The following is a 25,851-nucleotide window of genomic DNA, read 5'->3' on the forward strand; positions in this document are numbered from 1 at the left end:
GGCTTCAAAGGACTTGTCAATTTTTATGTTACATAAATTTATTTTTTTGTAAAACAATATGTTACGGAGGTGCATTATGGATTGGTCTAATAAGGGAAGTTGGGAAATGGAAGATCAGGAGTACCAAGCTAAACGGAAAGTAGATAACAAAAATAGCTTTTATCATCGTCATATGTTTGGCGTCTATCAAGGCTACAAAATGCAAAGAGGGATGCGTTACGAATCTAACAACGAGAAGCTGTTTTTCTTTTTGCTAGACCTGGCCCCAGAGGTTATTCGGTTTTATGAGCAGCCCGTAGAAATACCGGTTCGGTTCCTAAGTGAGCATGGGGTCATTAAAGAGAGTGTCCATGTTCCGGATGTTTTAGTTTTTAGAGAAAATCATGTTCCCTGGCTTATACAGATTAAAGAACCAGATCCAAAGTTGCTGGAGGATGTCTCTTTTTTAAAACTTCAAGAAATCTGCAAGGATTATGCTCGATCAAAGGGGTGGGAGTATAGTGTCCTGTATCCTAAGAACATTCCGATTCACCTACAGAAAAATATTAAGTTCTTGGTTAACTTTCTTCACTTAGACATTATCCCCGTAGATCTCGTGAATCGCATTCAATCTTTTTTGCATTATCGACGAAGTGCTTCGATTCTTGAATTATCAGAATTCTATCAGCCAGACTATCAACCATATCAGGCCAAACCAGTGATTTTCCATATGATTGCAAAAAGTATTTTGTCGACAGATTTATCAGTGCCCATTACCTCTATGAGTGTAGTAACTATTAATAATGCAGGAGCGACGGGGATTTCTAAATACCTTGAGAAAGGAAGTCGTTCAGATGCATTCCTTTGAGCTTAAAGTTAATAGTGAAATTAGTGTATTCGGTAGAAAGCATACGGTCATTTCTATAACTCCCCCAAATGTGGTTTTAAAACGAACAGAAGGGGATGGGGAAACTTTTGAAATGGATTACTATAAGCTGATTAGCCATCCAATGTTTGCTGCAGAAGGAAGTGAGATTCAGAAGAATAAAGACCCTAAACGAAAGCATTTACTGGATATAATCACGGAGCAATTTCAGAGTACGGTTTCAAAACGCTTTGAAATTATTCGCCCTATTATAGTACTGGAAGATTACAAAGTTCGAAAAAATGTAAAAGCGAGATTATTCTTTCTGGAAAAATACTCAAACCTTATTAAAGAGAGTGAAACACTTGAAGGTGTGCATCAAGAAACGTTAATTACGCGAATTGCAGATCAGCACCGACTAAACAAAAGAACGATTAAAAGATATCTTGCCGGTTACCGAAGAGCTGAACAATTGGAGAGCCGAGGAGAGTTGGGGTTAATACCGGAGTATGGAAAAGGACATCTGCAGCGTAAAGACAACTACACGCTTCAAATATGTCATCCTTCAAAAAAAGATCTGGTCCTTGATATTATCACAACTAGACTTCCTCCTGAAACTCACCCAGTCCTCAAAGATGTTATTGAGCAGGAATATCTTAAGCTCAAAAAGATTTCAAAAAAAGAGACATATCACAGAATTGAAGACAGATGTTTGCGGGAAGGGCTTGAAAAACCCGCTAGGAGTACGATTTACAAACTCTTAGATCGCATTGACCCCCAAATACGAGATCGCATGCGTGAAGGGGCAAAGGCCGTGAGGGAATATGAACCGGTGCAGCGAGGATTTACTAACGAAGAAGCGATGTTTCCTTTACATATTGTTGCTATCGACCATACACAGCTTGATGTTGACGTCATCGATGGTAAGACGGGATGCGAAATTGGCAGACCATTCATTACTGTCGGAATCGATTTATACTCCAGGTGTATCTGGTGTTTGTATATTTCATTTGAAGATCCTTCTTCAAATGTATTACGAAAGGCTCTCCTGCAGGGGATGTTTCTTAAGAAATCGAAAGAACGCAATGGTACTGAAAGTGAATGGGTAGTCCATGGAATTCCATACAATATTATGGTTGATAACGGTAAGGACTTCCGCAGTATTGAGTTTGAGCGCGTTGTTAATGAAGTTATGAAATCACATTTAATGTTTAGACCCAAAAAAACACCTCATTATTCCGGCGTTATCGAACGCTTCTTCAAAAGGCTAAATGACGATCTTATTCATCAATTGGATGGGACCAGGAAGTCGAATGTTGCAGATAAAGGTGAATACAAATCGGAAGAAGAAGCTGTACTTACCTTAGATGAATTACAAAATTTTATTACTCAGCATATTGTCGATATCTACCACTATGAAACACATGGCGGGCTGCCTCTTGATGAAAATAAGCCAATGGTTCGGTTTACCGAAGGGTGTAAAGAGTTCGGCCTTCCACGTTTTGTTCTTGACAAGGATGAAGAAGATTATCGAATGGAACTGCTCCCAACGTATATGAAGCCTTACACGAAGGATGGAGTGGTATTGAACAATGTATCGTATAAATCGGACAGTCTCAACCTGTTCATTGGACCTAGAGAAACCAAATACAAAATCAAATATGATCCGGATGACATCTCCAAAATATACTTTTTGCATCCCGAACTACAACAATACATCGAGGTCTACGCACAGCAACCTGCAGTTGATTTGCTTGATGGGATGAACCTTCATGTGTACAAGGCACTTAGGGTGAGGTGGAAGAATGAATCGGAGGAAAAAGCAAAGGGATTACCAAGTAATGAAGACGTTCAACGCCTACGTGGAAAATTGAGAGGAGAGCTTACAGAAAAATACAGGAAAAATAGAAGTGCCAGAAAGAAAGCACAAAAGATGAAATTGGATGTGTCCGTAGACTATGCTCAGCCTAAGGCTGGTATTGTAATTAAACCAAAAGCAAGTGACATTTTAGCATTAGCAAAACAAGCAAGAAACAATAGAGAGGGGTAAATGTTCATGAATACTACTAAAGAAGAGTTTGCTGAAAGACTAAAGAAATTGCATGTTGAATCTCCATCCGTAAAAAAAACCTGGGAAATTTTCGATTCAATGAGGGCGCATCAGAAAATTGGAGATAAAAAGCGGTATCCCAGACATTTGTTTCTAATCGGACATTCCGGTATAGGGAAATCCCATTTGATTAACAAATATATGGATGCAAACGTCGGCTATACACAAACGTACGAGGACGGGACAGAAATAGATATTAAGCCTGTAATCGTTATGGAATTGCCCAACCCCTTTACAGTGATGGAATTCTATCAAAGCATGGTCAGAGCACTTGGGGCACCTACATTAATGGGCAAAAAGACAATCGGGGATGTTAAGCGCCAAGCTTTTACCTTAATTGAGCAGCAAAAGGTAGAGATGATCATTTTAGACGAGATGAATTATATTGTAAAGGGTCGCACCATGCGAGGTGATGAAGCTATGGAGCACATCAAGCACGTTGCGAATTCAGCTCATGTTTCTCTAGTATGTGTAGGAACTCCAGTAATCGATAGCTTAAGAACTTCTGATTTTCAGTATTTACGCCGTTATCCTGTGATGCGCTTAAATAGATACAAAGAGTGTGATGAAACGTTTATTGAATTTATGCAAGAAATGGAACGTAATCTGCAACCACCCGAACCAATCGGATTAGGCGATCCAGATTCTTACCTGCCCCAACTTTTCCATAATTGGAGTAAGGGAGTTATTGGCCTGGTTGTTCAAATATTAATTGAGGCATATCGACTAGCGGGATTGTTTGACTTGACTGTAGAGCAATGTCCTATCTTGAAGATTGAAGATCTTGAAGCAGCAAAAAACAACATTTATGGCGATTTAATCGAGGATGAACTGGAGACATTACTGGTAGAGAAAGCCGCTTCTTCTAAATGAAGAAGCTTTTTTAATGAATAGTGGAGGGGAAATAATGAGATTTACTATACGGTTGAAGCCTCAGGATGGGGAGTCTTTAAGTAGCTATCTTTTTCGTTGTTGCCAAGTGAATAGTATATCATTTGAAAGCATATGGCCATTAATACGTTCAAATAAAACGGGGGGGAAGTGTCGTAAAAGGATTATGAAATCATTAGATTCAAACCCGTATACACATCTGGACTTAAAAAAAACAGCTTATGTTACAGGGCAATCTGAAGAAATACTTGAACTCCTTACATATTATATACTAATAAGAAAGTTATCGACTAGCGAAGTGGATATAACGAAGGTTAACTTTGAGACTGTGTATGGCCGTGAATATATTAACGGGATATCAAGAAAAATCTGCGCTGAATGTGTTGCTCAAGGCGAAGGGCATAAACTCATTTGGAATGTTATAGGAGTGGACTATTGCGAAAAACATCAAAGCTTATTAATTGATCGATGTCCCCATTGTAAGGAATCTTTTAAGTATTCAAATGCCAGCTTTTTTGAAGGAAGGTGTCCACATTGTGAAAAGATAATGACTACTGAAAGCTGTAAAAACACAGCATCTTTCCTAATGCAACAAAACAGCCCGTATAATCTTTCTTGGAAGTGGCTACTTACTAACGAACGAATGCCTAAACATAATCACTTCTCAGCAGGTCAATTATTAGGGCTTAAACTCATGTATGCCGTTCAAAATAAATCTTTTGAAAAAGAAAACTTGTTTAGGGAAGGCGGGTTGTACAACTTTAGATTGGCAATAAAGGCCGGTAAGAAAAATGTTTCATTAGCAACAGTATTTAAAGTGGTGACATTAACAGAAAAATCGTTATGGGGATTAAATGAAATTCAACTAACGGATCAGATCATTGAAGATATCATGCTATACCCAAGAAAAAGAGCTACGCTAAAACCGCTAGGCGAGTGTTTAGCACCGTGGTGTCCATCTTTCCAAACGAATAAAAGAATGTCTCGAGTGACTCACCCTTATTGGTTTACAGATCGTAAATCCTATGACGAATGTTCAGTGTGTACTGATTGCTACATGGAGTATGGTTATTCCAAAGAAACGGGGAAATGGGAAAATGTTAATAATGTAATAAAAAGGATTCAGGGAATTCATGATTTAAAGAAACAACTTGCTTCTCATAAAGAAATTCAAAAAAGGATAGGAATAATAGGAGAGAAGTTATGGAAAGATTTATGCTACTCGGATTACTATATTGGGACACAATTTTATCCGATGGTGCAAATAGCTCCAGCAAATGCAGTGCAATGTTTTAAAGAAATGATAAGCGAAGGAGGTCAACTGCGTATAACAGCTAAAAAGCGATTTGGATGGGATGCTTTTGAATATTATAGTGCTTTGGCTATGAAAGAGGTAAAGCAGTTTTTATTTTTTGATAGCCATCAGTATAGGAAAAGAACAAGCCGCAAAAAAAATAAGAGTAAGCCTATAGTAAACAAAGAATTACTTGAACATTATTTGATTCAAAATACTGTGGTTAACATGGAGGAAGTGGCTGCGACACTAGATATAACCAAGGGACAATTATTATATTATGGTTTTAATAAACCAATAGTTTTACATAACCAAAAGGTGAAAATGGGCTTGCTAGAAAATGAGAACGTAAGATTAATCGAACGAGCTAAAGAATTTATCAGGCAATGTGCAAAAGAAGAACAAGATTGGAAAAAAAGTGATATCTATAATGATCTGAGTATACGTGGTGAGGATTTGAAGCGTAAGCATTTATCAGTGTTTGAATACATTGATCAGCAGTATATAGCATCAAGACAACGTATGTACGAAAACGAGATAAATGTATTAAAAGAAAAGGCGAAAATGGCTGTTGAAGAAATAAGGGTATTGGGGAATATGGTTTTAACCAAAAAAGCGGTTTGTGAAAAAATAGGCCTTACTTATGAAAAAGTTCTTAAGGTTCGACCTCAGTTGCATTCATATATAGGATTATTAGTAAACATGGAGTCTGATGATTAACTATTTTTTAATAGAATTCTCAATAGATTGAGAAAATCCCGTACCCGATTAAAGGTACGGGATTTTCATTGAAGATACGTTTCATTTGTTCAGAATTGGCTATTTCATACTAGTATATGGATATATTGGGAATTCAATATACTCCTAAAGTGGCAACCGGATCTATGGATAAGGATAATTAAAAATGAAATTTTTAAAAAAATTCCAAATATATAAAGGTGAATGCTTCTGTATGGCGAAATAATTACAAAAAAGTGGTATTAAATAACAACAATGGAGGAAGTAATATGCCATTTGATATCAATTATTTCATGAATGCTAAACCTGCAATAGTGGAAAATGATGAACTAAGAGAGCCACAAGTTTTAGCTTATATTGATGCCTTTAATCATTTTAAAGAAGAGGGTTCGAGTAGGGATGCAGTTATCATCTTACCGACTGGTGCCGGGAAAACTGGAGTAATAGGCTTGGTTCCGTATGGAATGTGTCAAGGACGTGTTCTAATAATTACTCCACAACTTGTTATTAAGGATCATGTTGTTGAATCACTGGACCCGTCCGAACCAGGAAACTTCTGGCTTAAAAGAAAGGTGTTTAATGAATTTAAAGACTTACCAATTGTGAATGAATTTGATAACGACATTAATCAAGAAGAATTAGAAAATAGCAATATCATTATTTTAAACATTCATAAATTAAGCTCGCGTTTTAGAAACTCTCTTCTAAAAAAAGTCGGTCCTAATTTTTTTGATATGATTATTATCGATGAAGCCCACCATTCTCCAGCAGAAACTTGGCAAAATGCTCTGAATTATTTTAGCAAATCAAAAGTGGTGAAAGTTACTGGTACGCCATTCAGAACCGATAGAAAGCCTATAGAAGGTAAAATTATAACTGATTATGGACTTGGAAGAGCCATGCAACAAAACATCGTAAAATCATTAGAAAACTTCAAATTACTCCCTGAAGAAGTTTACTTAACAATAGATAACGACTTTACTCGAAAGTATACAATAAATCAATTACGGGAACTTGGTATTAAAGATGAAAATTACATAGCTCGAAGCGTAGCTCTTTCAAAAGAATGTAATGAACAAATAATAAATGAAAGTATAAGTGCTTTAAATTCAAAAAGAATTGGATCAACAATTCCACATAAAATCATTGCTGTAGCTTGTAGTATTAATCACGGAGAAACACTTGAAACAATGTATCAAGAACAGGGGCTCAGGGCTCGATTGATCCATAGTGAGTTAGAACCTGAAACGAGAAAGAGGATATTATCTGATGTCGAGAATAATAGATGCGATGTAATTATTCACGTGGCAATGCTAGGTGAAGGATATGATCATATTTTTCTATCAGTTGCTGCTATATTTAGACCCTTTAAATCACTTGCACCGTATTCTCAGTTTATAGGACGCATATTAAGATATATTGATGGTCCCGATGTAGTTAAACCTTCAGATAATATTGGAACTGTTATAGCTCACAGAGATCTTGGTCTTGATCCTTTGTGGAGGGAATATCAGAAAGAACTCAAAATTAAAGAAGTAATAGAAAAAGTTAAAGAGCAAGAGAAGTTTGAAAGATCCCTGACAAGGGACTTAGGCCAAAAATATAATAAAGGTATTGCTGATGTGGAATTATTAGGAACATTGGACACGGAATCAGAATACTATTTGTCTACAGCATTAACTGAAGAAAACGAGAAATTTGAAGCGGAAATAAAATTAAAAATTGAGTCATTCAAAAGCCTTCTTCCAAATTCATCAGAAGAAGAAATAAGAAAGTTCATCATAACGCAAGAGAAGCCAAGAGATGAGAATCCGTTACTCAAATCGCCCAAAAAGTACCGTATGTTTGTCCGCAAGGAGTTCCATGAAAACGTACGTATGAACCTTCCTGCCAAACTAATTAGTGAATTTGGGGTTGAAAAAGAGGGGCGAGAATTTGCTAAAGCATTACCTTCAAAGTACTTTTATTTGAAGAATAATGAGGAGCTGGATAACGCTGCTCTAATTGCACTCTATCTTAATGATAAATTAAAAGAGGAATTTGGTCAGAGAGATGTTTGGACATTGGATAATTATTTCAGAGCACAAGATTATCTAGATGAGCTTGTTAAGCACTTAGCTGAAATGATACAATCCACATTGTAAAGGAGTGAGCAATATGATCGAAATTACAAACGAATTACATGAATTAATTTACAAAAATTCAGTGTGGCCACAGGATTTATTGGAGAACCTTAGAGATCCGGATTATCTAAGTGTTAATTTCGACGCTTACATGCAGGGAACTAAGGCGGAAGTGGTTTTTTTTGATGAAGGTAAGAAGATTATTACCCACTATTACTTCAACAGCAAAGGCTTCGTTCAAAAAATCGAAATGATTGAGAATGAGAGTACATTTACTGTGTACAGCCGTATTGATGAGATTGTAAAAGTATTAATCAAAACAGACAACATCCAATGTTTACAGGAAATCACGAATCTTCTAGCAGCATAGAATGAGTTATCGCCCCAATTTGGGGCTTTTTTTATTTAAGGGAAATTCTATTTATCGTCACATACATAATGCTGAAAATGGATTATATTTCAATGGATGATATACTTTACTTATTTTATTTCTATGAGGTGCGAACTGTGAAGGGAAAGTTGCTCGATTATTACAAGGACAACGTACGTGCGTATGCCTTGGTTTTTGTTTATGTTAAGAAAGAATACAAAATGTTTAATTTATTTTTTTGGTTCATGGTATTTTGTTTATTCTTAGTTGCTGGCGCATCATTTTCTTATCATTGGAATAAAGTGCTTTTTAACTACTCCCTTCTATTATTTCCACTTTCTATATTTCTATTTGTTTGGGGGAAAAGGAAATTAGACTTAGCGGCGAGAACATTTCTTGAGAATGAGCTTGAGCTTATGGTTCCCTTAAAGGGTTGGAGAGGAGAACAATTTAATCTTCTTCAAATAGAATTAATTCAAACATTTTTGCTAGACAATGGATTACATTATAAATGGAAAATTGAAAAGTTAATCGATTCATATGAATTAGAAGTGAAAAATAGAAAACTGGCACCTTTGATCGCTCCAAGCATACTGCTTACATTGACAGTTCCAAACATAAATCAATATCTTCCTTATCTATATAAAAGTCCTGATGTAATAAAGTATAATGCTCAGGGTTATATTTTTATTGGTATATTTCTTCTATCATTGGTAGTCCTTATGCTAGTGACAGTAATGAGTAGGGCATATCAGGAAGTAAAAGAGGAAGTCTTAATTCAAGATTTAATACTAAGAAAAAATCTAATTTCAATTTTGCAGGATGTATTATTAAAACTCGAAGAAAAATAATTTGAATGCCACATAAAAACTCCTAGAGAGACAAGGATTGATTTGTGGTTGTCCTGGCGCGTAATTTAAAGTATCTGTCTGATACCGCTAAGGTAAGACTCCAGTGGGGAGCTCGGGAGGGGGATATATGTTCAGAGAAAATAAATTATTAGACTGATAGGCTTTTCATTCAGCTCCCTCGAAATGATTCAGTTTCCTCACTCAGACTCATGAATTCGCAGGATTTCATCCTGTAGTTAAAGTGATGAAGAGGATGATGAAGGAGCCGGTGGCTGGGAGATGGGGAATTGGGCATGCGTAAATAAGGGTGAATAAGGATCACCCATATTGTTCCATTATATGCACGTCTCCACTTCGCCCTAGCGATTCTCACTCCCATGTCTCAACGGGTCATAGCCCTTTCATTCCTTCGTCACATCTAACTAAGGGGTGGAGGTCGGTCTTTCTAACGGAACGGGTCCGAGCCCTTTTGCGTAACGTCTCCCGATACTCCGTGCTTCTTGTTATCCTGCGAATGCATGAGTCGATGAGGATTAATTGGTTTTATGCTGCTTGTGGGAATACCTTGATCGGTTCGTAAGCGGTACTGCTTTTAGCCAATGCGACTAGCATTCTCGCTACTTTACCGATTAATTTCATAATGGATTTCATCTTCTTCAGTTTCTTTTCCTCTACATTATAACGATGTGCCGCTCGTATCTCCGGATTTGTCATAACCATACTCATTGTCATGAGATAAAGAAAATGACGTAAACGTGGCCGGCCTCGTTTGCTGAGCACCATCTTTCCTCGCCATTTCCCGGAGCTAGCTTCAGCTAGATTTAACCCAGCATGACGCAGTAAAGCATTTCCGTGCGTATATCCGCTTAGATCACCAGCCTCACCGAGTACACCAGCTAGATTCGTAACATAGATGCCTCGTATTTCAAGGAGCTTCTGTGCATAAGGAATACGCTTAAGAATGAGGCGGAGCTCATGCTCAATTTGTTCAAGCTGGCGCTGGGCCAGGTCATATTCTTCGAGCAATTGCCCAAGATGGAGCTTGTATGCGTGGAGTGCCTGAGTGGCACCCACACTGGATTTCGCAAGTGAAATGAGTAGCTCAGCACGTTTAACTCCAGCATGACGCTTTACATATTGCTTCCAACCGGCAAGGACCTGTTCCGTATTTAACAGACGGATCTCTTTTGGCAAGGGGAAGAGTCGGAGTGTTGCGATTGCACTGGTGCAAGTGAGGATTTTAAAAACCTGACGAAGTTCAGGGAAAACAATGTCTACCCAGCGATGAATCTGATTAACCGCAGCGTTGAGGCGCTTGGTAACCGTCTCTCGGTTCGCCATTAGAATACGTAGTTCCTCGTAATCTTCGGGATGAAAACGAACAGGGGAGTAGTACCCGTTTTTGACCATGTCTGCTATGACAAGCGCATCTTTATGGTCACTTTTAGACGGTGTATTATCTCGGTTTTCCTTGTTCTTTTTGACGAGATGAGGATTAACCAGAACGGGCTCCATGCCTTGATCGAGGAGCCAACGTGCCAGGCTAAACCAGTAGTGGCCAGTGGGTTCCATACCAACTATGACGCTGCTAAGTTTGTAGGATTTGAGTAGATCTTGGATCCAGCGTTCGAACAGATCGAACCCTTCACGATGGTTACCGAATTCGAGCGGAGTTCCCAAAGCAATCCCACGAAAGCTGACCGCGCGGGCCACATGGACTTCTTGGGCGATGTCTACGCCAATGACCAAATGATGAACGGTAATGTTTTCAATGAGTTGATTTTGCTTGTCTTGAGCTTTAAACTTCATAGTAGAGCGACCTCCTAAATGGTGAGATTAAAAGGGCTGTAGACCCGTATCCAACTCCCATGTTACCGAGGCGCTCGTTTTTGTTCAAACTCCAAATTATTCAGTTTACAGGAATTCTAACGGGCAGCATTCCTATTATGAAGAAATATCGGGTTTGAGAAACAAAAAGACTCCTTGGTAAGATATAAAAGGATCTCAGTTGCTGGCCAGCGACAGATCCAAATACATTCCAAGGAGACTACACTATGCATTTTAATCAAAATCAGCGAATTACTCAAATCACTTCCTCCACACTCATTGTTGGTGTGGACATTGCAAAGTTCAAACATGTGGCTCGAGCACAAGACTTTCGTGGGGTTGAATTCGGGAAGCCAATTTCGTTTGAAAACAGCTTGGAAGGGTTTGAGTTGTTCGTAAACTGGTTCCGGAAAATTATGTCGGAACACGGATGCGAAGACGTCGTGGTAGGTATGGAACCCACCGGTCAGTATTGGCTGAATCTTGCACACTACCTGAGAGAACAGACGATTGTCTTTGGCGTGGTAAATCCGTTGCACGTTAAAAAGAGTAAAGAATTAGACGACAATTCACCAACTAAGAACGACATTAAGGACGCCAAGGTCATCGCACAGCTTGTCAAAGACGGGAGATACGCCGTACCGAATATTCCACAAGGCATCTATGCAGAGCTGCGTGAAGCTATGAAAATTCGCGAACACCTGTCGACTGACTTGCGCGTTGTGCAAGGGCGAGTCCATAACTGGCTAGATCGGTATTTTCCTGAATTCCTCACGGTGTTTAAGGATTGGGAATGTAAATCGGCAATTCAGATGCTCAGCCTTAACCTGTTGCCGCATGAACTCGTTAAGTTACCGGATGAGTTTCTACTGGGGCACCTACGAGAAGTGGCAAAGCGAGGTGCAGGGCTGGGGCGCATAACGAGCCTGAAATCAGCGGCTAACCGTTCGGTAGGCATTAAGCAAGGAACAGAATTGGCCAAGATGGAACTTCAGTTGTTGTTGGCGCAGTATCAATTGATTCAATGTAAGTTCGCAGAGCTTGAAACGAAGCTAGATCAACTTCTCCATCAGATTCCTGGCGTTAATCATTTGCTAGCAATCACAGGAGTCGGTAGAGATACAGTGGCCGGTTTCCTCGCAGAGATAGGCGATATCGGTGTCAGAAGAAAATAAGGTTATAGACTGGGAAATAAAGTGTTAGACTGAACAAATAAAGTTCTAGACTGAGAAAATAAAGTATTAGACTGACGAAGCATCATTAAGCTAACGGACAGGATAGTTTTAATTACATGAAGAATACTTCCAATTAAATTTCTTATTTTTAGGAGGTGAAGTATGGGTCCAAGAGTGGAAACGAGCCGATTAAATCTTAGATTGCTTGAATCCTCAGATGCAAAAACAGTACAACACTCTGTACTCATCCACCTTATCTGGGGCCAAAATCATCCTAATTCTTGAATCGCTCTACGGGCTTTCTGAGAGGTCTGATAACGCATAGTTTGGACAACGTATAATCCTGTAAACAAAAAATAACCCACTCATATCTGAATTAGCCAGGAGCGGGTGTATCAATAACAACTAAGAAATCGGGTTATTCACCAACCATTCCGTCACCATCACGATCATCCATATATTTGTATAACCAGTGATCACTCGTTATTGGCATACTATAACCGGCATCTTTCGCTTCTTTAATCGTTACCTTCCCATTACCATTTGTATCAACACTTGAAAGATCTTCCGAACTTTTTGAATCTGAATGCTTTTTCCCTGTTAAACCAAGAGATTCGTTTACTTTATCAGGATTTCTATTGTCGAATTTATCGACGATCACATTACCCTTTAAAGTATAGGTATACTGATAACTTGAAGGAATCTGCGTTTCCGTGTTTGGGTAGGTAATGATTGCTTCAAAATAAGTAGCTCCACCTGCTTTCCGTATAGCGTCTTCCATATATGCTTGGTCACCATGTCGGTTAAGCGTACTATCTTGAGGAGTGATATTATAAGCATTGGATACCCCTCCAAGACTATCAGCAATGATATGTCCTTCGTCTAAATCAGATCTTTCAACACCAGGGACCTTTGCCTCATCTTTGCAATATCTTCCAGATGACAAGACAGACTCCTTACTGTCATCTTGTATAGTGATTTTGTCAGCAATGACACGCACCAGTTGCCCATATTCGTTTGTAAATGCCCAGTATTTACGATCACCGTAACCAATATCCACAACGACTTTAGGTTCACGATGCCCAGATAAACTACAACTATCCATTTCAATTCGTTTGTATCCTGAGAATAGATCTTTTTGGGGCTGGTTTGGTGTTTGCTTGATAACTGTTCCATCAACAGCCTTCTTTTCTAATTCTGGTTCTTCAGTGGACTCAGCAACATTTTCTTTTTGCACCTTATCTACTGTAGTTACTTTTTGTGGGGCATTATCTCCATTGGCAATAGTCGAATTTTCTACATTGCTACAACCAACCAGTAAGACAAACATTAAAAGTAAGATCAAGAAGTTCTTTTTCATTTTATTATTTCTCCTTTAAACATCGATGCGAGTATTTACTTCTATCATAACTTATGCTAGGTACTTAGGTCTAAAAATCATTACCGAAAATCATTAACCTAACGAAAGCACGTTAGGTTAATGATAACAGCGGCGCAGTCTAAGACTTTATTTATCAAGTCTTGATCCGCCGCTGCTTCGTTTAAAGGATCAGTCTAAAACTTATTTTTCCAAAGCTGACGATTTCTCAATTTTAAAATCGCGTCAAATCAACAAATCCAGTCTAACACTTTATTTTCTTCCAACAATCGGCAACTACCATCATCCCAAACAGCTTATAAAGCTTGCTGGATTGAACCTAAAAGAGAATACATCTGGAAAGCACAAAGGACAGACCAAGATCACTAAGCGAGGAAGGAAAAAGCTTCGAGCTTTGCTTTTCCGAGTCATAATGCCGCTGGTGGCGAAGAATAGGGCTTTTAAGGCTTTACATGAGTACTACACCAAACGACCAGACAATCCGCTTAAAAAGATGCAATCGTTAATCGCGTTGTGTAACAAATTAATTCGAGTTTTATTCGGAATCATGAAAAAAGGCCATGAGTTTAGTGAAGTAAAGATGTTGCAGGATATCCCTCGATTCAATGTTTTAAGTACGGCAGCATAATGAAACAGTAACCTCTTAGCATTCGAACCAAAGCAGTGAGATACAGACAACTGAAGCACGGATGAGTCGGAACGAAACTATCATACGGACGAAGATCCTGTCGGGCAGCATATCTGACCTCCACCTCATGGACAGGTTGAATGAAGGAATGTGGGAGCGTAGACTCTGTGAGACTTGGGAGGGTTGACCTCCATGAGGAATGTGGAGATCCATAAGTGCAACCATACTTTTCCTAAGTAACCACTTTCTTCAGACTGTGGTTAAGGAGATGTTCTTTTGCGCTTTTCCTCGTCCCAACATTTTCTTTGATTTCAACTTGATTCCACCATGAAGTCGTCTGCACTGAACGAATAAAATCAGAAACCTAAGATATAACGAGCATTCAAGAGAAAAGTGATTCCTCATAGAGGGAGGATAGTTTAACCAGTTCACCGAATATGGTTTTTAGTCGTAAGATTTCGGAGGAATTTATAGCACAATTCCAAGTACCCAAACAATGAAGACATATAATGCTTTTAACATACAAGGTGTAAACTAACAGCGGGGGGATATACAAAATGACAATGGTAATTGCCTATGCATGGCAAGATAAAGTCGTCATGATGGCAGACAGTAGGTCATCTAGAACTGATGAAAATGGGAATATGATTGAGTTCGAAGACGATAATGAAAAAATCATACCTGTCCAAAATTGGTTTTCTATTGGCCATGCCGGCTTAAGGAAGGCGTATCTAGGCAATGGAGCATATTTAGAAATGGACGAAGTTACAAATCATTTCTTAAAGATGAACGAAAGTACGCTCTCGAAACAAAACGGTGAACAGCTCTTGGAAGGTATCGTGAGGACTTGGAACAGAACACTTAGTGAAAAGCTGCAACGAAATCCACTTAGTCTTGAGAATCGTTACTGTTTTGCATTGGGAAGTTTTGTTGAAAATAAATCTGGTGAATTAGAACCAAAAATTCATACCTATCAGTCGCATTTTAATGAATTTCAATTTGGTGGAAGAAAAGCAGTCATAGGCGACGATGCTGTATATCCGATAATAATGCCTTACTACGAAGAAGATACGGATAATTGGACTTTAAAAGAAACGGTTGATTTCTATAAAAAAGGCTTTGTTGAGGTCATGAATCAAGTCGAAACAGTAGGCGGGCCAATCGATATTTTTGTATTGGATAGAAATCCTGAAAAATCCTATTGGTTGGAACACAAACCAAATAATTAAGCGTACCTAAAACAATATTGTAAGCATTAAAAACCTTCAAACCATATAGTTTACAAAAATATAAAAGCACGTTGGAATTATATAAAAGTAGAAATTACAATTGCTGCTGGCGATACAGGGTACATTGGGTATCTCTAAAGTCGAATTCAGCGTTATTGATTCCTGACATTCACTAAGATAAAGAAAGGTTTACATTAAAGAAAAGCACAAAAAACTTTATGAGATAGAGTCACAAATTATAAAGTGCATTAATGAATTAAGTTAAGGGAAACTTTAGTTAACTACAGCAGCGGTAGTCAAAGACTTATTTATCAAGTCTTGTTCTGCCGCTGTTTTTTTAATGGATCAATTTAAACCGTATCTTTCAAAAGTTGACGGTTCTTTAATTTATAACGTTGTTAAATCAACGGCACGAGTCTAATACTTTATTTTTACAGAGCAGCTGGCCGAAGAATATAAAGTATTAGACTCAGAAAATAAATTACAGACTGTTACGTCGGCGGCCAGCTGCTGATGCGAAGCTGCGACTAGCGCTTCTGGCTGTTCTTCCGAAAGCGCTAATTCAGGACGATTGGTTAGCCGACGGACCCAGTCGACAAGCGAAGTTGCAGTTGATGTTTCTGTCTAATCCTGGGCCGGAAAATTCAGTCTATTCTTTAATTATTCAATTAACGGGCAGATTAGTTGAAAATCAATCACTCTGAACCTTATTACAAGTGAGGGTAATTGAAAAGTATGAGCTAACCATTCCACATAAGTTGATAAATGATGTTCTGTTCATAAAACTGTGACGAAAGGAAACCCTTCTTGAATGTATTGGTTTGGGAAGGGTTATTTTTACTATAAATAAGTTACACTAACAAAGTATTTGCTTTAATTAAAGAAACGGGATATGATGTATGCGAAACAATAGTTGTTTATAAAATAAACAACGCCATTAACGTTGTTAACAAGAGGGGGCGGAGGATCATGAGTGGCCAATTTGTCGGCATGTACGAAATAGCAAAAATAGCAAAAGTAACGAATGCCGCCGTAACGAATTGGAGAAAAAGGTACTCAGATTTTCCTAAAGCGGTAGCGGAGTTAAAGTCAGGCCCTATATTTAATGCATGGGAGATAGACTTGTGGCTTGATAGAAGGGGAAATATTACTTCTGAATTATTAGAAACTAAAGGAGGGAACAATGTGTTTAAAAAAATAGTGCTTATCGGAAGGGCTAGACTAGGGAAAAGCAGGATTACCGCACGGTTCATTCGTTATCAGCAACTGTTCTTCAAGTATTTTGTAGGGCAAGGACGTGACTTCACAAAAGTTAATGTACGACTTGTTGTGAAAAAAAACTGCTCTGATCAAGGCAATCACATCAGATTTATTAGTCCTAATTCTACAATTAACGGAATACAAGAAAATTTTGATGAAGATGGGGTAATTAGATTTCTTGATAACATTAAGAATCATAACAATTATTCAAGAAATCATGAAAAAGCTGGAGAAAAGAAGGAACTAGATCCGAAGGAAGATTTTATTGAAATTACTACAGAAGCAAGTGACCTCGCAATCAGCATAATGAGCAGTACCGATGAAGGACTGATTGTAACAGATACTCCCGGAGTATCAGGAGATGTTGAAGGATTACAAGATGTAAGTGATGCAGATGTTTACATATTTGTAATGAGATCGGACAATGGGAGTGAATTTACTGACTCAATAAATAAAATGTTTCCTGTTCTTGCTGGCTCAAAAACAATGTTTATCTACAATATGGGAACTAGTGTAGAAGATGAAACAGATTATGATGATATGACGCAACACGCTCAAATAGCCATGCACGATTTTTCGAAAGATTTGGCAAAATTGAGTAGCGGATCAATTATAAGTACCTCAATTGAGGTGCTTAATCCAGCTGCAACTGTAATTCCTATGGGCAGTTTCCATGACAGAAGAGTCAATTATGCAGAACAGAAATTTAATGAACAATTATCAGTAACATTAAAAAAAGTGCTACATGAAAATCCCCATACTTTAGCTGAAAAAGATATTGCGGAGGTACTAAATAATCCTGAATATTCTCAAGAAGAAATAATTGAGTTTATCAAAACAACATTAAGTACCTACAATGTAGCAACGCCTGTTGAAGAGCATTCGACTTTTGTAGAAACCTTTTTACTTCAAAGACATGATAGAGTTAAATTCAATGATAATTTACGGACGTTAAGACTTGTGAGAGAAAACAGAGTGGAGATTCTAAAGGAGCTTTTTGATAAATTTGATGTTTTAAAAGTGAATGAGAATCTTCCATTACCTAAGATGATTCAAGAATTAGTTATACAATATTGCTATAAAAAACTTACTCTTGCAGTGAAGTTTGATTGTGGAATATCGCGTGGAGAACATCCGTTTGAGAGCAATCCGCCAATTACAATGTGGGCAGAGGAGGCTATTATTGCTGAAGATCTGATTAAATCTAATGCAACAACTAGTTCTAACGCATTCTGTTCTGTGATGAAAGCAAAAGGTTATACATCTAGTTCATGGAATTATGTCCGCGTTCCTAAAATTCCATATTTTGGTGAATACCAGTACTGTAATAAAAAACTTGAAGTTATTGAAGCTTGTAGATTAAATAAGCTTCCGTCTAAAAATTCTAAAGAATTAATATTCAATTCATATAATGTGGCACTACTAAAGCTAGGACAATATTCTGTTTGTAATTTCGTAATTAAGGCTATCAGTTCATCGGATGACGCCATGAATTGGGTTAAATCACTAAAGTAAGGGTTTTCGCTTAGAATATAAGAAAGTGCTATTTTAACATCTTACTTTACGGGAAAGTGCTAAACCATTGTACTCAAAGTGCCGTTTCATGATAGAAATCAGGTGTTTTTCCGATCCTTTTAGTGACAACATTAAGTGTTACCCACAACTGACATCGAGGGGTATTCGGTGTCAGTTTTTCGTTTTCGAATTGACGAATGTAGAGAGGAGTTATTATAATGATTTATATTGATATGAACTAAGTAATATAAATATAAATCAAATTGGAATTCACAAGGAGGAAGACAAAAGAATGAAGACAGAAGGAAAATTGACGATACATACGCAGCAGCGGGGGGCGGAGTTAGGCGATCTATTCGGTATTTTCTTCGAGGATTTGAATCATGCGGCCGATGGTGGGCTTTACGCTGAGCTAGTTCAGAACCGATCTTTTGAATTCGACCCGATTGACCGGGCAGATTATCATGCGCTGATGGCTTGGGAGCCTGTAGAACGTGGAGATGGAAAGGTAAATATCTCTGTAGAAGACAGCAAGCCCTTAAATGATCGTAACCAACATTATGTTGCCATCGATATTGTGGCTGAAGGTGACGGCGTTGGCCTGATGAATCTAGGCTTTAACAGTGGTATTCCGGTAAAAGAAGGCGAGAATTATAACTTCTCGGTGTATGCCCGCCGGGAGACAAGCTTTGATGTGCCGCTTACCGTAAACATCGAAAGCACAGACGGCACCATTCTTGGTGAAGTGGAAATAGCCGTTAGCAGCTCGGAATGGAACCGATATGAAGCCGTTATCACAGCTAATAGCACTGACACAAGCAGTCGTCTTGTAATCGTTACCAAAGGTAGCGGGAAGGTATATCTGGATATGGTTTCCCTGTTTCCTGAGAAGACCTTTAAGAATAGACCCGGAGGCATGCGTGAAGATATTTCGCTGCTGCTCGCTGATTTAAAACCTAAATTTATGCGGTTCCCAGGAGGATGTCTGGTGCATGACGGTTCCTTGGATCCAGATGACAGAGACTCCATGTACAGATGGAAGAATACGATTGGGGATGTTGCACAAAGACCTGCAAGACGCAATAACTGGTCATATAATCAGACGCTTGGGTTAGGTTATTATGAATATTTTCAGTTCTGTGAGGATATTGGAGCTAAGCCGATCCCCGTTCTTCCGGGCGGCTATGACCCGCATCATAAACGGATGGTCCCGCTGGATGAATTAACGCCTTGGATTGAGGATGCTTTGGATTTAATTGAATTCGCCAAGGGGGATTCTTCCACGAAGTGGGGAGGCATTCGTGCAGAACTGGGTCACCCCGAGCCTTTTGGGCTGGAGTATGTCGGCATTGGGAATGAAGAGGTAGGCGCACCCTTTTTCGAGAGATATCCTTACTTTCATCAAGCCATCAAAGCAAAATATCCGGAAATCAAGGTCATTAATTCTAGCGGCCCGTTCTCTGCCGGTCAGGAATATGAACGGGGCTGGACGTCGGCAAAAGAGAATAAGTCTGACCTCGTAGACGAGCATTATTACTGTACACCTGAATGGTTCCTGGCTAATCATCATCGTTATGATGACTTCAAAGCGGATGAGCCAAAGGTATTCCTCGGTGAATATGCTTCATGGGGCAATACCTATTACAACGCAGTGGTGGAAGCAGCATTTATGACAGGTCTGCAAAATAATGCCCATGCCGTTGGCTTAGCTTGTTATGCTCCAATGCTCTGCAATGTGGATTATATCAACTGGAAGCCGGACCTGATCTGGTTCAATAATCATGAAGTGTACGGAACGGCAAACTATTATGTGCAAAAGCTATTCATGAACCATCAGGGAGATCATTTGCTGAAGATGGAAGCAGATGGCTTCACGGCACCGAAGGAAAGCAGAAAGGAAGCGATCACTGGAGCCGTCAGTTTCGGTGTGGATGCCTCTGCTGCTCGTTTCTCCGAGATCACATTAGTCAACAATCTTACGGGAGAAGTGAAGACGTATTCTGACTTATCAGAGGAGGTTTCAAATCTGCCTGACCCTGCTCAGAACAAAACGGCTAATCGGACACTAGAGCTTGGTGAGACAGAGTGGGAAAACTATACTTTGCGTTTTAAGGCTAGACGAACCGCAGGAAATAAAGGGTTTATCTTCTATTTTGGTAAAGCGGATGATCAGAATCATTTGTACTGGGAGCTGGGTGGCTGGCAGAATCAGGATTCGATTGTGGCCTCAATTATCAACGGAAGAAATTCTGTTCTGACGCATGCTATGTTTACGGTTGAAACAGATGTAGAATACGATCTTAAGTTAGAAGTAGTGGGCAGACAGATCCGTACTTTTATTAACGGAGAACTGGTGAATGAGACAGAAGATAAACTTCCGGTCATCGAACCGCTGTATTACACGGCAAGTGTGGAAGATTTAACGGGGGATATTATCCTCAAGACAGTAAACGTACAAGAGAATAGTGTTTCTGCTGAGGTTGCACTGGAATCTTTGGCAAAAGAAGCACTGACCATCGAAGTCTATGAAATGTCGGGATATCAGCTTGAGGACGAAAATAACTTCGAGAATAAGCAGCAGGTCTCTCCCAAACAAACCAGCTTTAAGACAGATGGAAGCAGCTTTAGTTATGAGTTTCCGAAGCAATCCGTGACAATTTTCAGAATAAAATAACGAAGACGCCCCCATGAATCGATGGCTTATTAAAGATTCATGGGGGCATTTCTATGACTATTACAAGTTAACTTAGCCGTTCACCCGCAGACGAATCACATTCCAGGAAGCTTTTGCGAGTAGGGCTTTTACATGTCCACTCTCAACAACGGCTTTGCCTTGGCTAGGCATCACGTTATGAGGATTGGATTTGGTATTTACAGCTTTTATATCTTCATGTTCCAGTACAATATGTTCAATAATGTTTACGGAACTGAAGCTGCGCAGATCCACGTCGAGCTCTAGTCCTTCGGATAAATGGCGGTTTACAGCGAAGACGGTTACTTCATTCAGCTCTTCGTTGTATACACTAATGGCTTCCAAGTAAGGCACATCAGTGAAATCTTTGGAATCGTATTTAGGGCTGGAAATCAGCGGGTGAAGTACGGTTCCACGACCATAAAGGGAAGCATGCAGGTACGGATAATAAGTAGTCTGCAGCCAAAGCGGTCCGCCATTTTCAGTCATAATTGGGGCGATTACATTGATCAGCTGCGCTAAGCAGGCCATTTTCACACGATCAGCATGCTTCAATAATGAAATAAGACAGCAGCCCACAACAAGTGCATCTTCAAGTGTGTACACATCTTCGAATTCTGGCGGTGCGATCTGCCAATGTTGTTCGGCACGGCTGCTGCCTTGTGATTTCCATACATTCCATTCATCGAGCGACAGATTTATTTTCTTTTTGCTCTTTTTCTTCGCTTGAACATAATCACAGGTGGCAGCCACACTGCTGATGAAATGATCCAAATCCATGGAGCGGGCTAGGAAGTTAGGCGTGTCGTCATTGTTGTTATTGTAGTACGTATGCAGTGATAAATAATCCACATTATCATAAGAAAGATCAAGCACGGTAGCTTCCCACTCGGCAAAAGTGTCCATACCGCTGCCGGAGCTGCCACAAGCCACAAGCTCAAGCGTTGGATCGACCCAGCGCATAGCTTTTGCAGTTTCGTTCGCTAACCGGCCATATTCGACCGCGGTTTTAGCTCCAATCTGCCACGGACCATCCATTTCATTTCCGAGACACCAGGTCTTAAAAGCGTGAGGCTCTTTATACCCATGAGAGATCCGCAGGTCACTGTAGTAGGAGCCGGAAGGATGATTGCAGTACTCTACTAGATTTCTAGCTGCATCGATACCGCGTGTTCCAAGGTTAACTGCCATCATGACTTCGCTGCCTACGAGCTTAGCCCAATCTGCAAATTCGTTGGTACCCACTTGATTGGTTTCTGTGGTCCACCAAGCTAATTCAAGAGATTGCTTGCGTTCATGCTTGGGTCCAACCCCATCTTCCCAATTGTAACCGGATACAAAGTTTCCTCCAGGATAACGGATGATAGGAACGTTTAGGGCACGAATAGCTTCGATGGCATCGTTCCGAAAACCATTCTGATCCGCAGTAGGGTGACCCGGGTCATAAATCCCACCGTAAACTGCTCTTCCTAAATGTTCGATAAATGAGCCGTAGATCCGCGGGTCTACTTCAGCTAGTCTGAAATCTTTGTCAATAATCATTGTCGATTTAATCGGCATGAGTGTACAGCTCCCTCTAGTTGAATTAATGATTTCACTAATTAAGTAATTGTTTTATGATTACATGATACTGATTTTAGCTTATAATAAGCAATGAATTAATTTAGGATTCGTTAAAATACTAATTCAATAAGCATAGGAGACGTTGAAATGTACTTAACCACAGATTCTGAATCCTTGCAGGTGTATGAAGCACTGGCAAGTGAAGTTAGGCTGCGAATTATTGAACTTCTGGACCGCAGAGAGATGCACATCAAAGAGCTGGCAGCGGAGCTCTATCTTAGTAGTGCAATTGTTAGTACTCATGTAGCAAAGCTGCAAAAAGCAGGCCTGATCAGTTCTAAAATGAGACGAGTAAATGGAGGGACCTATAAATATTGTTCTTTGTCTGCGAATTACCTGCAGATTAAATTATCGGGCTCCCGTGGAGTTGCCAGAAAGGTGGTTGAGGTGTCTATCCCTGTAGGGCAATATACCGATATTCAGGCTTTACCTACCTGCGGGATTGCTACTACTGAGAAACTGATCGGCTATTATGATGATCCACGTTATTTTCTGGACCCGGAACGGGTGAATGCCGGCATTGTATGGTTTGCGAAAGGTTCTATCGAGTACAAGATTCCAAATTATCTATTTCAAGATCAAGTGGTGCAAGAGATTGAGATTTCACTGGAAATAGGTTCCGAAGCTCCACATGTAAATGAGAAGTGGCCGTCGGATATCGGCTTTATGATGAATGGACAGGATTTAGGAAAATGGACCAGTCCGGGCGACTTTGGCCTCACTAGAGGACGATTAAATCCCATTTGGTGGCGTTCGGATGTTAACCAATATGGTTTGCTGAAGGTTCTGCGGATTAATGCAGGTGGAACCTTTGTGGATGGGCAGCAAATCTCAGATATTACCTTAGAGGATGTACGAGTAGAGCAGGATCAGTGGACCTTTCGTTTAACGGCAGAGAATAGCGGACGGAGAAGAGGTGGACTAACCATATATGGCCGTGGATTTGGGAACTACGAGCAAGACATTATGTTTAGAGTGTATTACGAATGATTTCGAGTTTACAGGTAAAGTGTTTATAAGATTCTGTAGAAAATTTAAGCTTGTGTACCAATTATTACCTCTGATAAAATAAAAATAAAAAATATATTGTAATGAAAACGTTTTTATGTTAATTTAAATCTATAAAAACGTTTTTATTCGTAAAGGAAGATTGAATCATTATGGAAAAGGTAACGATCAAAGATGTTGCCAGAGAGGCTGGAGTCTCCATTTCTACGGTTTCCAACGCGTTAAATGACGTAGATGTATTGAACCCGGAGACGAAATCACATGTTCTTAAGGTTGCGAAGCGATTAAACTATGTTCCTAACCTGAACGGTAAGCTCCTTAGGAACGGGAAAACCAAAATGCTGGGTTTTTTCACAACAAGTGTGTCGGGTCCATACTTCTATAAGCTGGTTGAGTCCATGTCGCGTGAATGTGATCGGCTAGGTTACGGGCTGAATGTATTTGTTACCAAGGATAAACAAGTGATTATGAGCAATATTCTAGGCCGGCGAGTGGATGGTGTCATTATCTACGAGGAGCTGAGAATAGACGAAGAAGAAATTGCTGCAATGGTGAAAGACAAGATCAAGGCTGTATTTTTGGATCGACCGCTTAAGAACGACACGATGGGAAGCGTGATTTTTGATTCCTTTGAAGCGGGGTTTGAAGCGACCAAATATTTAATCAGTCTAGGGCATAAAAAGATTGCTTACATATCTGGTGTGGATGAGATGTACGACAGTGTTCAGCGGAGAGAAGGATACTTAGCTGCTTTGCGTCAGTATCAGCTACCCACGCATGAAGAGTATATTATACAAGGGTATTTTGAGGAAGAAAGCACTTACAACGCTATAAAATCTTTTCTTCATTATAGTCCTGATAAAATACCTGATGCCTTCTTGGCAGGGAACGACTTGAGTGCGATTGGATGTATTCAAGCTTTGAAATCGCATGGATACGAAGTTCCGCTAGATGTTAGCGTTATGGGGTTTGATGATATTGATATTGCGCAGTATTTCTCACCACCTTTAACTACGGTAAGAAATCAAATTGCTAGACAAGGTATTTTGGCTATTAATCACCTAGTTCGCATGATCCAGAAGAAGGAACAGGGCGAGATGATGAAATTGGCGGGTGAATTAGTCGTAAGAGGTTCTAGTCAAGTAAAGATTGGTCGGTAAGAACACATATATGTAATAGGTTCAAGATTTTACCCGATCATTTTTTATAATTTTGTTGTTTTGGGAGGGTTTTTTTTTCAAAAAAATAAAAACGTTTTTATTGTGTGGGGATCATGATTTGGAGGGGAGAAGAAAAAGTGGATAAATTAGCCGTAGTGCCAGCAAACGGAAAGAATCCAATGAGCGGGAAAAAGCCTATGGGGCAGAGGGTCAAAGAATTTGTAATTGATTACAAGAGACAATGGGAAATTCAATCCATGGTCATCCCGGGAATTATTTTTATGATTATCTTTTGTTTTATTCCGATTTACGGATTGACGATTGCTTTTAAAAGCTACACCGTAATTGATACGCTCGATTCTGCACCTTGGGTAGGGCTCGATAATTTCAGAATTATTTTATCTGATAAATATTTTTGGGACGCTGTAGTCAATACATTAGGGATCAGCTTTCTGAAATTAGCCATAGGGTTTGTTATTCCTATTATTTTATCCGTTATGATTTACGAATTAAGTGGCGGACGCTTTAAAAAGATAGTGCAAACCATCTCTTATTTACCACACTTTTTGTCCTGGATCGTTCTCGGCGGGATGCTGATTGCCTGGTTTTCCTCATCGGGTATGTTTAATGAGATTATGCTCAGTTTGGGACTGATTTCGAAACCGGTAAATATTTTGCTTGATGCGAATAAATACTGGTGGATTGCAACGTTATCCGATATTTGGAAAGAGGCTGGTTGGGGAACGATTCTCTACTTAGCCATTATGTCGAAAATAGATCCTACTTATTATGAGGCTGCCAAAATAGATGGCGCAAGTCGTATGAGACAAATTTGGAATATTACGCTTCCTAATATGAAGCCGATTATCAGTTTAAATCTGATTCTCACTGTAAGCGGTTTATTAGGATCAAATCTGGATCAAACCCTGGTATTGATGAATTCTCAGAACCGCGTTAAGGCGGAGGTCATTAATTCTTATGTGTATCGTATGGGTATGACGCAAGGTGACTTCTCTTATGCTACTGCTGTTGGTTTAGGTGTCTCCATCGTTTCAGTCATCCTACTGATTAGCGCTAACAAAGTATCCAGTAAATTAAATGATAATCAATCAGTTCTGTAGAAGGAGGCATTTCT

Annotated in this window: 16 protein-coding genes and 2 pseudogenes; 15 read left to right on the forward strand and 3 right to left on the reverse strand. The window is 39.4% G+C overall.

Features of this window, described 5'->3' with window-relative positions; genetic code table 11:
- Positions 1-106: 106 nt before the first annotated feature.
- The 7 genes from NSQ50_RS10820 (at position 107) to NSQ50_RS10850 (ending at position 9,221) form a co-directional block, all read left to right on the forward strand.
- The gene (locus NSQ50_RS10820; protein ID WP_179086903.1) at positions 107-847 is read left to right on the forward strand and encodes a TnsA endonuclease N-terminal domain-containing protein; all 741 of its coding nucleotides are present in this window, start codon (positions 107-109) and stop codon (positions 845-847) included.
- Positions 834-2,894: a Mu transposase C-terminal domain-containing protein gene (locus tag NSQ50_RS10825; protein WP_076225168.1), complete on the forward strand. Its 2,061-nt coding sequence runs from the start codon at positions 834-836 to the stop codon at positions 2,892-2,894. The genes NSQ50_RS10820 and NSQ50_RS10825 overlap by 14 nt, the downstream gene beginning before the upstream one ends.
- A gap of 6 nt (positions 2,895-2,900) precedes the next feature.
- Entirely contained in the window at positions 2,901-3,827 is a 927-nt protein-coding gene (locus tag NSQ50_RS10830; protein ID WP_076179506.1) for a TniB family NTP-binding protein, read from the forward strand.
- A gap of 34 nt (positions 3,828-3,861) precedes the next feature.
- Entirely contained in the window at positions 3,862-5,859 is a 1,998-nt protein-coding gene (locus NSQ50_RS10835; RefSeq protein ID WP_076179507.1) for a TniQ family protein, read from the forward strand.
- A gap of 287 nt (positions 5,860-6,146) precedes the next feature.
- Positions 6,147-8,021 (forward strand): DEAD/DEAH box helicase, encoded by a 1,875-nt coding sequence (locus NSQ50_RS10840; protein WP_076179508.1) that lies wholly within the window; start codon positions 6,147-6,149, stop codon positions 8,019-8,021.
- A gap of 13 nt (positions 8,022-8,034) precedes the next feature.
- Complete coding sequence (locus tag NSQ50_RS10845; RefSeq protein WP_076179509.1) at positions 8,035-8,370, forward strand: hypothetical protein; 336 nt, start codon at positions 8,035-8,037, stop codon at positions 8,368-8,370.
- 68 nt (positions 8,371-8,438) lie between these two features.
- Entirely contained in the window at positions 8,439-9,221 is a 783-nt protein-coding gene (locus NSQ50_RS10850; protein WP_076225170.1) for a hypothetical protein, read from the forward strand.
- A 543-nt stretch (positions 9,222-9,764) separates the two neighbouring features.
- Here the strand turns inward: NSQ50_RS10850 and NSQ50_RS10855 are convergent.
- Positions 9,765-11,030 carry an IS110 family transposase gene (locus NSQ50_RS10855; protein ID WP_036684113.1) on the reverse strand — a complete coding sequence of 422 codons (1,266 nt, stop codon included), beginning with the start codon at positions 11,028-11,030 and terminating at the stop codon, positions 9,765-9,767.
- A gap of 245 nt (positions 11,031-11,275) precedes the next feature.
- Here NSQ50_RS10855 and NSQ50_RS10860 point away from each other — a divergent pair.
- A pseudogene (locus tag NSQ50_RS10860) lies at positions 11,276-12,205 on the forward strand (IS110 family transposase); the annotation flags it as partial.
- Positions 12,206-12,641: 436 nt separating this feature from the next.
- Here the strand turns inward: NSQ50_RS10860 and NSQ50_RS10865 are convergent.
- Positions 12,642-13,583: a DNA/RNA non-specific endonuclease gene (locus tag NSQ50_RS10865; RefSeq protein WP_076179511.1), complete on the reverse strand. Its 942-nt coding sequence runs from the start codon at positions 13,581-13,583 to the stop codon at positions 12,642-12,644.
- Between the two features lie 289 nt (positions 13,584-13,872).
- On the opposite strand from NSQ50_RS10865, the pseudogene NSQ50_RS10870 reads away from it, so the two are divergent.
- The 4 genes and pseudogenes from NSQ50_RS10870 to NSQ50_RS10885 all read left to right on the forward strand — a co-directional run.
- Positions 13,873-14,229 (forward strand): annotated as a pseudogene (locus NSQ50_RS10870) (transposase); the annotation flags it as partial.
- A gap of 557 nt (positions 14,230-14,786) precedes the next feature.
- The gene (locus NSQ50_RS10875; protein WP_076179513.1) at positions 14,787-15,458 is read left to right on the forward strand and encodes a hypothetical protein; all 672 of its coding nucleotides are present in this window, start codon (positions 14,787-14,789) and stop codon (positions 15,456-15,458) included.
- A gap of 969 nt (positions 15,459-16,427) precedes the next feature.
- Entirely contained in the window at positions 16,428-18,233 is a 1,806-nt protein-coding gene (locus tag NSQ50_RS10880) for a hypothetical protein (RefSeq protein ID WP_076179514.1), read from the forward strand.
- Between the two features lie 292 nt (positions 18,234-18,525).
- Complete coding sequence (locus NSQ50_RS10885) at positions 18,526-20,907, forward strand: alpha-L-arabinofuranosidase C-terminal domain-containing protein (protein ID WP_076225268.1); 2,382 nt, start codon at positions 18,526-18,528, stop codon at positions 20,905-20,907.
- A gap of 72 nt (positions 20,908-20,979) precedes the next feature.
- Here NSQ50_RS10885 and arfA read toward each other — a convergent pair whose 3' ends face one another.
- Complete coding sequence (arfA, locus tag NSQ50_RS10890) at positions 20,980-22,485, reverse strand: arabinosylfuranosidase ArfA (protein WP_076187265.1); 1,506 nt, start codon at positions 22,483-22,485, stop codon at positions 20,980-20,982.
- Positions 22,486-22,635: 150 nt separating this feature from the next.
- Between arfA and NSQ50_RS10895 the strand changes: the two genes are divergently transcribed.
- From NSQ50_RS10895 to NSQ50_RS10905, 3 genes are all read left to right on the forward strand, one after another.
- Positions 22,636-23,538, forward strand: a complete 903-nt coding sequence (locus NSQ50_RS10895; protein WP_076100771.1) for an ArsR/SmtB family transcription factor — start codon at positions 22,636-22,638, stop codon at positions 23,536-23,538.
- A 170-nt stretch (positions 23,539-23,708) separates the two neighbouring features.
- Entirely contained in the window at positions 23,709-24,716 is a 1,008-nt protein-coding gene (locus NSQ50_RS10900) for a LacI family DNA-binding transcriptional regulator (protein ID WP_036689737.1), read from the forward strand.
- Positions 24,717-24,895: 179 nt separating this feature from the next.
- Positions 24,896-25,837 (forward strand): ABC transporter permease, encoded by a 942-nt coding sequence (locus tag NSQ50_RS10905; RefSeq protein ID WP_036689816.1) that lies wholly within the window; start codon positions 24,896-24,898, stop codon positions 25,835-25,837.
- Positions 25,838-25,851: the final 14 nt, after the last annotated feature.

Source organism: Paenibacillus sp. FSL R10-2788 (assembly GCF_038003885.1).
Lineage (GTDB): Bacteria > Bacillota > Bacilli > Paenibacillales > Paenibacillaceae > Paenibacillus_AQ > Paenibacillus_AQ odorifer.

Excerpts from the sequence above, each read along its gene's own strand:
- NSQ50_RS10820 (WP_179086903.1), top strand. The coding sequence starts at position 107 with ATGGAAGATCAGGAGTACCAAGCTAAACGGAAAGTAGATAACAAAAAT.
- NSQ50_RS10825 (WP_076225168.1), top strand. The coding sequence starts at position 834 with ATGCATTCCTTTGAGCTTAAAGTTAATAGTGAAATTAGTGTATTCGGT.
- NSQ50_RS10830 (WP_076179506.1), top strand. The coding sequence starts at position 2,901 with ATGAATACTACTAAAGAAGAGTTTGCTGAAAGACTAAAGAAATTGCAT.
- NSQ50_RS10835 (WP_076179507.1), top strand. The coding sequence starts at position 3,862 with ATGAGATTTACTATACGGTTGAAGCCTCAGGATGGGGAGTCTTTAAGT.
- NSQ50_RS10840 (WP_076179508.1), top strand. The coding sequence starts at position 6,147 with ATGCCATTTGATATCAATTATTTCATGAATGCTAAACCTGCAATAGTG.
- NSQ50_RS10845 (WP_076179509.1), top strand. The coding sequence starts at position 8,035 with ATGATCGAAATTACAAACGAATTACATGAATTAATTTACAAAAATTCA.
- NSQ50_RS10850 (WP_076225170.1), top strand. The coding sequence starts at position 8,439 with ATGCTGAAAATGGATTATATTTCAATGGATGATATACTTTACTTATTT.
- NSQ50_RS10855 (WP_036684113.1), bottom strand. The coding sequence starts at position 11,030 with ATGAAGTTTAAAGCTCAAGACAAGCAAAATCAACTCATTGAAAACATT.
- NSQ50_RS10865 (WP_076179511.1), bottom strand. The coding sequence starts at position 13,583 with ATGAAAAAGAACTTCTTGATCTTACTTTTAATGTTTGTCTTACTGGTT.
- NSQ50_RS10875 (WP_076179513.1), top strand. The coding sequence starts at position 14,787 with ATGACAATGGTAATTGCCTATGCATGGCAAGATAAAGTCGTCATGATG.
- NSQ50_RS10880 (WP_076179514.1), top strand. The coding sequence starts at position 16,428 with ATGAGTGGCCAATTTGTCGGCATGTACGAAATAGCAAAAATAGCAAAA.
- NSQ50_RS10885 (WP_076225268.1), top strand. The coding sequence starts at position 18,526 with ATGAAGACAGAAGGAAAATTGACGATACATACGCAGCAGCGGGGGGCG.
- arfA (WP_076187265.1), bottom strand. The coding sequence starts at position 22,485 with ATGCCGATTAAATCGACAATGATTATTGACAAAGATTTCAGACTAGCT.
- NSQ50_RS10895 (WP_076100771.1), top strand. The coding sequence starts at position 22,636 with ATGTACTTAACCACAGATTCTGAATCCTTGCAGGTGTATGAAGCACTG.
- NSQ50_RS10900 (WP_036689737.1), top strand. The coding sequence starts at position 23,709 with ATGGAAAAGGTAACGATCAAAGATGTTGCCAGAGAGGCTGGAGTCTCC.
- NSQ50_RS10905 (WP_036689816.1), top strand. The coding sequence starts at position 24,896 with ATGAGCGGGAAAAAGCCTATGGGGCAGAGGGTCAAAGAATTTGTAATT.